Raw genomic sequence first — 7,624 nt, 5'->3', positions numbered from 1 at the left:
GGCGGGACCCGCACCGGGGGCGGCCCGCCGGGCAGGGCCCCCGCGGCCGTCAGCCGCCGGACGTACCGCTCGACATCGGACTGTTCCATGGTCGTTCCGCGCTCGTCGAGGACGGCCCGGAACCACGCGCCGACGTCCTCGACGCGGAAGAGGGTTCCGGAGAAGTCGAAGAGCACACCTGTGGGCCGCATGGCCCGATCATCCCCGTGGTCTCCCGGCCCTACAACGGCGCCGCCGCGCCGCCGGCCCACCGCGCCCTGTACCAGGCCGCCGAGAAGGCGGTCACGGCCGCACCCAGCAGCAACCCCGCAAGGACATCGGTGAGCCAGTGAACGCCCAGGTAGAGGCGGGTGAAGGCGACGCCTGCCACGGAGACCACGGCCACCACCAGCGCGGTCCACCACAGGAGCGGTGCCGCCCCGTACAGGCGCAGCAGCCACAGGAGGAGCCCGAAGGTCACCATCGCGGTCATGGCGTGACCGGAGGGGAAGGCGGCGTAGTGCGCCGAGTCCACCGGGTCGGGCCACTGCGGACGCTCCCGTCCCACCGCGGCCTTCAGCCCCTGCTGGAGCAGGGTCGCCAGGGCACTGGTCGCCGCGACCCAGACGGCGAGCAGACCGGCTCCGCGCCACCACAGGGTGATCACCACCACAGCGGTCAGCGCGCGCATCGCCAGCGGATCCCACACCCAGTCCGTGAGCACGCGGTTGACGTGGACGAGCCCCGGTTCGCCCACGGCCTCGCGGTGCAGCGAGTTCGCCACCGTGCTGTCCAGCAACATCAGTGGCCAGCAACCGGCGGCGACAAGAGCGGTCAGGAGGGCGGAAAGAGTGGCGCAGACGACGCCCGCGCGCAGCAGGAGTGATCCGGTGTGCGAGGAGCGCGGCGGGAAGTGTGGAGGGGAGTGCATGGAAGTGATCCTCGCCGACGACCCGCGGATCCGGCTATCCCAGAGCCCTGAGCCCCGGTGCGAACGCGACCAGCAACGGCACGACCGGCACCAGGGCGGCGGCGGCCGTCAGCCTCAACCGGCGCCCGGCGGTGAGACGTTCCACCGGGGCGAGCAACCGGTTGACCCGGATCGGGACCTGCGCGTCCGGCGCGGGGCACGGGCCGAACACCCCGCGGTCCTCGTTGAGACCGACCAGGGCGAGAGCCGTCGTGAGCCGGCCGAAGCGCCGTGACGCCATGTCGTCCGCGGCCAGTTCGACGAGGCGGTGCATCTCGTCACGGAACGCGGCGAACACCGGGACCTGGGGAAAACCGGTCGCCAGGGCCGACGAGCAGTACAGGAGCCAGTCGTGCCGGGCCCGCGCGTGCCCTCGCTCGTGCGCCAGCACCGCATCCAGCTGACGGCCTTTCAGGCGACCCAGGGCGGCCGTCGTGACGACCAGCCGCGGGGCGGCTCCGGGAAGCCACCAGGCGTCCGGGCGCTCCCCCTCCAGCACCACCAGGCGCTCCGTGCCCGGCTCCTCGCCGGGCAGCAGGGGCGAACGGACCAGCAGTTCGCCGCGCCGCCTCCTGCGGCGCAGCCGCGACCGGTGGATCTCCCGTGCCAGCATGGCGGCGGTCCACAGCCCGCCGAGCGCCAGCACCACGGCGATGACCGCCGACCACGGCCCGTACGCGCCGAGCGCGTAGGCCTCCGCCACACCGTGCGGTGCGGGGGCGAAGACGTGCCCGCGCACCGCCTGCCAGGCGGCCGCCGCGCTGAACGTCATGGACAGGGCGAAGGAGAGCAGGACCCCCGCCACCACGCACTGCCAGACCCACAGGGCCACGACCGGCTCGCGCTCCGGCCACCGGGCCCGCGCCATCAGGCCGGGAGCGACGACAGCGGCCAGTGCACCGAGCAGCAGCAGCGTGCAGGAGACCAACATGACGTCAGCCTATGAGTGCCCGGCGCCCACCGGTACGGCCGCGTGCGGCAAGTGACGCACGCCACGGTTCCGCGCGGTTCTCGTCTCACAGTGTGAGCAGCATGGCGAACATGGCCACGGCCATCGTCAGTCGGCACGCCGGAGTCAGGTCGAGCCGCGCGTGCGGGGCACCGCCCGGCGTGCTCGAACCGCCGGTCCCGCCGGGTGCGGGTGGGCCGCCCGCGTGGGCGGCCACCGGCACCATCCCGCTCGCCGAGCGCAGCAGGTACAGCGCGTAGTACGCGAGCAGCGCGCCCGTCAGCAGGGGCACGCCGCCGGCGGCCCCGCTGCTCCCCGCCGCGCCGTGGCCGGGGTGCCCGCCGTGCCCCGCCCACGGAGCCATCGCCACACCCATGTAGACCATGGCCAGGGACCCCACCAGGTGGTGCAGATGCGGGCCGCCGTGCCGGGCGGTCAGGAGCGCGCGCACCGCCGCACCGCCGAACACCACGGCGTACACCGCCCACATCCGGTCCGGGAGCTTCGGCAGGACCGCCGGTGCCGCCATCACGGCCATGCCGAACCCCATAACCGCCTCGGCGCGTGCCGTCCTGCGCTCCCCTTCCGTGCCGCCGCGCGTCCGCAGCAGGCAGTACGAGCCCGTGATCGCGCACAGCGCCATCGACAGCCATCCGGAGAGTGCCGGTCCGTGCACGGTGTACCTCCCCCTCGGCGAACGACGCCGGTGTCGCCCCATCGATGCCCAGCGCGGCCCCGCCCTACCGGGGCGCATCGAGGTACAGGGGGAGCGCGACCCGGCCTGCGGAGACGGTCGCGGCCGGACCCGGCCGGGCGCCCGTTAGGCTCGGACGGCACTTGTCGGCAGCACACCACCGGAGAACGCCACCATGGACACCGCACCGGCCCCCGGCCGGACACAGCTGACCTTCCGCGTCGCGACCGAGGCCGATGTCCCGGTCCTGGTGGGGCTCGTCGAATCCGCCTACCGCGGGGAGGCCAGCCGGGGCGGCTGGACCTCGGAGGCCGACATGCTGAAGGGGCAGCGCACCGACGCGGACGCGGTGCGCCAAGTGGTCGCGGCCCCGTCCGGGCGGATGCTCGTCGCCGAGCGGGACGGCGAGCCGGTCGCCTGCTGCCAGCTCGAACACCGGGGCGCGGCGGCCTACTTCGGGATGTTCGCCGTCAGGCCGGATCTGCAGGGCGCCGGCCTCGGCAAGGTGATCATCGCCGAGGCGGAGCGCACCGTCCGCGAGATCTGGGGCGTGAGCGAGATGCACATGACGGTGATCACCGTCCGCGAGGAGCTGATCGCCTGGTACGAGCGCCGCGGCTACCGCCGGACCGGGGAACTGACCCCCTTCCCGTACGGCGACGAGCGCTTCGGCATCCCCCAGCGCGACGACCTCGCGTTCGAACTGCTGGTCAAGCGGCTCTGACGCGGCCCCCGACCCCTTGGCCTGACCCCCCTCGGACCGCCGGGCCGGGCACCGCCGGCCGCGGCGTCAGGGGGCTCTCACGCGGTGAGCCGGGGACTCTCACGCGGTGAAGCGCCCGGCGCGGCGGATCTCCGGGTAGTCCGTCGTCGCGCCGTCCAGCCCAAGCGCCCGCACCAGCCGCAGGTGGTCCTGGGTGTTCACCACCCAGCCGATCACCCGCAGGCCCCGGGCCCGCGCCTCCTCGACCACCTCGAGCGTCAGGCGGCGGATGTTCAGGGCGAGCGTCGCCGCGCCCGCGGTCCTCGCCCGCTCCACCACGTCGCCGCCCCAGCGGCTGGCGATGAGCACCGTCCGCACCCCGGGAACCAGCCCGGAGATCTCGGCGATCGCCTCGTCGTGGAACGAGGAGACCTCGACCCGGCCGGCGAGCCCGCGCCGCAGCATCACGTCGGCCAGGGCGCGCGCGGCCGCCACGTCCTTGATCTCGGCCTGGAGGGGCGAGCCGACGGCGTCCAGCACCTCTTCGAACACGGGTACGCGCTCGCCCTGGCCGGCGTCGAGCCGGCGGAGCTCGGCCAGGGTCATTCCGGCGATCAGCCCGGTGCCGTCCGTCGTACGGTCCACCGCGGCGTCGTGCATGACGGCGAGCGCGCCGTCCCGGCTGAGGTGCAGATCGAGTTCGATGGCGTCCATGCCGGCCTGTTCCGCCTCCAGGAACGACCGCAGGGTGTTCTCGGGTGCGACGCCCATCACCCCTCGATGGCCGATCGTCTGAAAAGTCAAGGCACTCCCGCTTCCGTCCGTCGTCCGGTTCGTCCGGAGCTCGTGCCCACAGGGAACCAGGTGCGGCGGCAGGACACCGCGTGTCCCGGCTTCCCGGCGGAAGAAGTTGTCGAACCGGGGTGTGACGGGAAAAATAGCGGTGACCATGGGGGGGCGACCGGATGATTTCCAGGTCTCCACTTGTCCGAAGGAACGGCGCACGGATACGGTTGCTGGACGCGAGGTTCTCCCGTGAAGGAAGAGTTATGACGGAAATTCTTGAGCAAGCCCCAGTATCCGGCGCGATAGCTGCTGCCCAGCGGGTCGTCGAGCACCCGGCCTGGCCCGCGCTCAAGAGTGCCGTGGAAGAGCTGCGCCCCTGGCAGTCCGGGGACGGCTCCATCGACTTCTCCGCCGAGGGAGCCCCTTCCCCGGAGACGGCCGCGGCCACCCTGCGGCGTGTGACCGCCGCGATCGAGGAGCTCTCACCGCTGCTCCCGCACGACGCCGACTACCACCGCGCGCTCGTCACCGACCTCGGGCGCTGGGCCGCGGACGGCTTCGGCGTCCCCGACTTCCTCGACTCCCTGCTCGCCTTCCAGCCCGCCAGGAACCGTGCCGACGGCCTCCAGCACCTGGTCGTCTTCGCCATGTACACGCAGAACGGCAACCCCGACCGGAACCTCGAGGCGGTCGTCCTGCGGATGGTCTGGCCCGACTGGCTCGCCGACCTCGAGGCCACGCGCTACGACAACCCGCTCTTCTGCGGCATCACCTTCGAGGACTTCACCTCCGGCTACGACACCAACTCGGCGGTGCTCTTCCCCGAGACCATCGCCGTGCGCGAGGCGCCGGAGCGTTTCAGCTGGGGCGGCATCTTCTGCGACCGCGAGGCCGCCCGTTTCCGCCGGGTGACCGAGGCGTCCGTGGACCTCCTGGGCCTCGAGCTGCCCGACGACATCCGCGAGATGATCGGCGACCAGAAGCGCTGCGAGCAGGCCTTCGTCCTCTGGGACATGGTCCACGACCGCACCCACAGCCACGGTGACCTGCCGTTCGACCCCTTCATGATCAAGCAGCGCCAGCCGTTCTGGATGTACGGCCTGGAGGAACTGCGCTGCGACCTGACCGCCTTCAAGGAGGCCGTGAAGCTGGAGGCCGACGGGTTCGGCCAGGGCCGGGACGTCCAGTTCGCGGTGCTGTTCGACCGCATGTTCCGCTTCCCCGTCACCGGCGAGCGGGTACGCAACTACGACGGACTGGGCGGTCAGCTCCTCTTCGCCTACCTGCACAAGCACGACGTGGTCCGCTGGACCGACAACACGCTGAAGATCGACTGGGCCCGGGCCCCCCAGGTCACCAACCAGCTCTGCGGTGAGATCGAGAAGCTCTACCGCGACGGCATCGACCGGCCCAAGCTGGTGCACTGGTTCGCCGCGTACGACCTGGTCGCGACCTACCTGGCCCCGCACCCCGGATCGCTCTGGGCCAAGGGTCCCGACGCCCTGGACCTGACGAAGCCCCCTCGCAGGCTCGTCGACGACGTGCTTCCCGACGAGTTTCCCCTGAGCATGTTCTATGAGGCGCTCGCCAAGAAGCTGAAGCACGTGGTCGCCTCGACCCAGGGGATCACCGGGACGGACGCAGGGCGGGCAGCCGCGTGAACGCGGGTTCTGAGGAGGCGGTGGCCATGAACGCGACAGGTATGGGCGACCAAAGCGGTGCGCTCGAGGGCGCGGTGATCGCGGTGGCCGGAGCGGCCGGCCCGGCGGGCCGGGCCACCCTCCTGCGGCTGGCGGAGGCGGGCGCGACCGTGGTCGCCTCGGACGCCAACCCGGAGCGGCTCGCCGAGGCGGTGGACGCCGCGCGGTACGCGCACGGCGGAGCCACCGTCACCGGTGACACCGTGGACCTGCTGGATCTGGACGCCGCGCGCGACTGGGCCGTGAGGACCGAGAAGGAGTTCGGCCGGATCGACGGCCTGGTCCACCTCGTCGGCGGCTGGCGCGGCAGCCCCGGCTTCGCGGAGACGAGCCTCGCCGACTGGGACTTCCTCGAGAAGCTGCTCATCAGGACCGTCCAGTCGACCACGCTCGCCTTCCAGGGCCCCCTCGAGCGCAGCGACCGCGGCCGGTACGTGCTCGTCAGCGCGGCCGGGGCGACCAGCCCGACCGCCGGCAACGCCGCCTACGCGGCGTCCAAGGCCGCCGCGGAGGCGTGGACGCTCGCCCTGGGCGACGCCTTCCGGAAGGCGGGGGGCGATGCCGGCCCGGCCGCCGCTGCTGCGATCCTGGTGGTCAAGGCACTGGTGCACGACGCCATGCGCGCCGAGCGCCCGAATGCGAAGTTCGCGGGCTTCACCGACGTCGAGGAGCTGGCCGAGGCCATCGCCGGCGTCTGGGACCGGCCCGCCGGAGAAGTGAACGGAAAGCGCCTGTGGCTGACCCCGCAACCCTGAGGACCGACGCGCGACGCCACCACGATCCGCAGGTACGCGGCTTCGCGAGTGACAACTACGCGGGAGCGCACCCGGAGGTCCTCGCCGCCCTCGCGCTCGCCAACGGCGGCCATCAGGTCGCCTACGGCGAGGACGACTACACGGAACACCTCCAGCGGGTCATGCACAGCCACTTCGGCCCCACGGCCGAGGCGTTCCCCGTCTTCAACGGCACCGGCGCCAACGTCGTCGCGCTCCAGGCGCTCACGGACCGCTGGGGTGCGGTGATCTGCGCGGAGTCGGCCCACATCAACGTGGACGAGGGCGGTGCCCCGGAGCGGATGGGCGGACTGAAACTGCTCACCGTCCCGACCCCCGACGGCAAGCTCACACCGGAGCTCATCGACCGCCAGGCATACGGCTGGGACGACGAGCACCGGGCGATGCCGCAGGTCGTGTCCCTCACGCAGAACACCGAACTCGGCACCGTCTACACCCCGGACGAGATCCGGGCCGTCTGCGCCCACGCCCACGAGCGGGGCATGAAGGTGCACCTCGACGGTGCCCGGATAGCCAACGCGGCCGCGTCGCTGGACGTGCCCATGCGCACGTTCACCAACACGGCCGGCGTCGACGTGCTCAGCTTCGGCGGCACCAAGAACGGGGCCCTGTTCGGCGAGGCGGTCGTGGTCCTGCGGCCGGACGCCGTCCGCGCGATGAAGCACCTGCGCAAGACGTCGATGCAGCTCGCCTCGAAGATGCGCTTCGTCTCCGTCCAGCTCGAGGCGCTCCTGGCCAAGGACCTCTGGCTGCGGAACGCACGGCACGCCAATGCCATGGCCAAGCGGCTCGCCGAGGGGGTCCGCGCCGTCGACGGCGTCGAGATCCTGCACCCGGTCCAGGCCAACGCGGTGTTCGCCCGGCTGCCGCGCGAGGTGAGTGAGCGGCTGCAGAAGCGCTTCCGGTTCTACTTCTGGGACGAGACGGCGGGTGACGTCCGCTGGATGTGCGCCTTCGACACCCGCGAGGAGGACGTCGACGACTTCGTCCTCGCGCTCAAGGAGGAGATGGCCCGGTAGCCACGTGCGAAGCGGCCGATCGGATCCCCG

The 7,624-nt window shown here is 72.2% G+C and carries 8 protein-coding genes and 1 pseudogene; 4 read left to right on the top strand and 5 right to left on the bottom strand.

Annotated features, from left to right (window positions below; all coding sequences use genetic code 11):
• The 4 genes and pseudogenes from ABZ371_RS26075 to ABZ371_RS26060 form a co-directional block, all read right to left on the bottom strand.
• A pseudogene (locus ABZ371_RS26075) lies at positions 1 to 191 on the bottom strand (hydrolase); the annotation flags it as partial.
• 29 nt (positions 192 to 220) lie between these two features.
• The gene (locus tag ABZ371_RS26070) at positions 221 to 910 is read right to left on the bottom strand and encodes a phosphatase PAP2 family protein (protein WP_358683876.1); all 690 of its coding nucleotides are present in this window, start codon (positions 908 to 910) and stop codon (positions 221 to 223) included.
• A gap of 34 nt (positions 911 to 944) precedes the next feature.
• The gene (locus ABZ371_RS26065; protein WP_358683874.1) at positions 945 to 1,880 is read right to left on the bottom strand and encodes a M56 family metallopeptidase; all 936 of its coding nucleotides are present in this window, start codon (positions 1,878 to 1,880) and stop codon (positions 945 to 947) included.
• A gap of 85 nt (positions 1,881 to 1,965) precedes the next feature.
• Positions 1,966 to 2,574, bottom strand: coding sequence for a DUF5134 domain-containing protein (locus ABZ371_RS26060; protein ID WP_358683872.1), 609 nt, complete (start codon positions 2,572 to 2,574; stop codon positions 1,966 to 1,968).
• Positions 2,575 to 2,767: 193 nt separating this feature from the next.
• On the opposite strand from ABZ371_RS26060, the gene ABZ371_RS26055 reads away from it, so the two are divergent.
• The gene (locus tag ABZ371_RS26055) at positions 2,768 to 3,316 is read left to right on the top strand and encodes a GNAT family N-acetyltransferase (protein WP_358683870.1); all 549 of its coding nucleotides are present in this window, start codon (positions 2,768 to 2,770) and stop codon (positions 3,314 to 3,316) included.
• A gap of 99 nt (positions 3,317 to 3,415) precedes the next feature.
• Here the strand turns inward: ABZ371_RS26055 and ABZ371_RS26050 are convergent, their stop codons facing one another.
• On the bottom strand, positions 3,416 to 4,099 hold the full coding sequence (locus ABZ371_RS26050; protein ID WP_358683868.1) for a glycerophosphodiester phosphodiesterase family protein: 684 nt from the start codon (positions 4,097 to 4,099) through the stop codon (positions 3,416 to 3,418).
• A gap of 245 nt (positions 4,100 to 4,344) precedes the next feature.
• Here ABZ371_RS26050 and ABZ371_RS26045 point away from each other — a divergent pair, with 245 nt between their 5' ends.
• The 3 genes from ABZ371_RS26045 to ABZ371_RS26035 are packed head-to-tail and all read left to right on the top strand — an operon-like array spanning position 4,345 to position 7,594.
• Complete coding sequence (locus ABZ371_RS26045; protein ID WP_358683866.1) at positions 4,345 to 5,742, top strand: DUF6421 family protein; 1,398 nt, start codon at positions 4,345 to 4,347, stop codon at positions 5,740 to 5,742.
• A gap of 26 nt (positions 5,743 to 5,768) precedes the next feature.
• Positions 5,769 to 6,536 (top strand): SDR family NAD(P)-dependent oxidoreductase, encoded by a 768-nt coding sequence (locus ABZ371_RS26040; protein WP_358683864.1) that lies wholly within the window; start codon positions 5,769 to 5,771, stop codon positions 6,534 to 6,536.
• A complete protein-coding gene (locus tag ABZ371_RS26035; protein WP_358683878.1) occupies positions 6,533 to 7,594 on the top strand; it encodes a low specificity L-threonine aldolase in 1,062 nt (353 codons plus the stop codon). The genes ABZ371_RS26040 and ABZ371_RS26035 overlap by 4 nt, the downstream gene beginning before the upstream one ends.
• Positions 7,595 to 7,624: the final 30 nt, after the last annotated feature.

The organism is Streptomyces sp. NPDC005899 (genome assembly GCF_040629645.1).
In the GTDB taxonomy this organism is placed as follows: domain Bacteria; phylum Actinomycetota; class Actinomycetes; order Streptomycetales; family Streptomycetaceae; genus Streptomyces.
Note: the sequence above shows the minus strand (reverse complement) of the source record. Positions and strands in the feature narration are given on the sequence as shown.